Genomic DNA, 1,244 nt, shown 5'->3' on the forward strand with positions numbered 1-1,244 from the left:
CAGCAACTGTGTCAGTTGGCAAGCTGGAATTTTGGGTCGGTGATCAAGCGGTTGAGCACGCAGAGCATTTTGCGCATGACGGCAGTGATGGCGACCTTGAAGGGTTTGCCGCGTTTGAGCAGGCCTTGGTAAAAAGTTTTGAGGATGGGGTTGATGCTCACGCAGCGCACTGCGGCCATGTAGAGCACGCGGCGCACTTTTTTGCGTCCGCCCTGGATGTGGCGCTGGCCGCGCATCGGCCCGCTGTCGTAGGGATGCGGGGCGAGACCGGCGAGGGAGGCGATGCGAGAGTCGTCGAGGCTGCCGAGTTCGGGCAGTTCGGTCATCAGGGTGGCTGCGGCCACCTCGGCAATGCCGTTCATCTGCTGGAGCCGCCCGGCCTTCTCCCGTGCGTCCTGGTGGTTTAGCGCAGTCTTGATGAGCTTGTCGAGCTGCGTGATCTGCTTGCTTAGAGCTTTGATCAGGGTCTTGGCCTGCGCGATGATCTGCGGATGGCTCAGCTGTAGGAGCTGGGTCTTCTGGATGGCGCGTGCGGTGACCAGCTGCTCGCGGCGGCCGACCAGGCTGGAGAGTTCGAGCTCCCAGTCAGGAGGCAGGATGTCGGGCTGCGGCTTGAGCGCGGCACCGAAGGCGGCGAGCACAGCGGCGTCGATGGCGTCGGTCTTCGCCAGCTTCATGCTGGCCTTGGCGAAGTGGCGCACGCGGGCGGGATTGAGTTTGCTCACGGTTTTGCCTGCGCGCAGCAGGGCCAGCCAGAGGGCCTGTTCGTAGCCGCCGGTGGCCTCGATGATGACGTGTGCACCAGGCGGCAGCATGGCGATGAGCTTGCGGTGGCCGGCAGTGGTGTTGGCCAGTCTGAAGGCCTTCTTTTTGCGGGGAATGCCGTGGATGTCGAGCCATTGGGCGCAGACATCGATGCCGACATGGACAACCTCCGGGGTGGAGGTAGAATGGGTGTTCATGGATGGGATGGGTTTGAGTGTTCGACTTCTTCCTTGCGATGCGAGCTTCTGCTGCGGGCATGGCCCTTGGCAGGCTCAGTCAACTGTTCGAGTTCGAGCTTGTCCTGGTGTGCGGGTGACTGGCTGCCTGACGATCTCAAAGGATCAGGAGTGCCTCCGGTCTGTCCCGCACACGCTCAGGCTGGTTGGCCGTCACCACCCAGCCTGAGTTCCAAGCCCGCTGTTACTTCGCAGCGTTTGGGAATCAGGACGTCTCCAACATACAAGGAGTGCCTGTCGTAC

At 62.2% G+C, this 1,244-nt stretch carries 1 protein-coding gene; it reads right to left on the bottom strand.

Annotated elements, in window-relative coordinates; translation table 11 throughout:
- Window positions 1–11 precede the first annotated feature (11 nt).
- Window positions 12–962 (bottom strand): IS110 family RNA-guided transposase, encoded by a 951-nt coding sequence (locus tag AC24GY_RS29430; RefSeq protein WP_487690450.1) that lies wholly within the window; start codon window positions 960–962, stop codon window positions 12–14.
- Window positions 963–1,244: the final 282 nt, after the last annotated feature.

This window comes from Prosthecobacter sp. Pr1 (assembly GCF_057652315.1).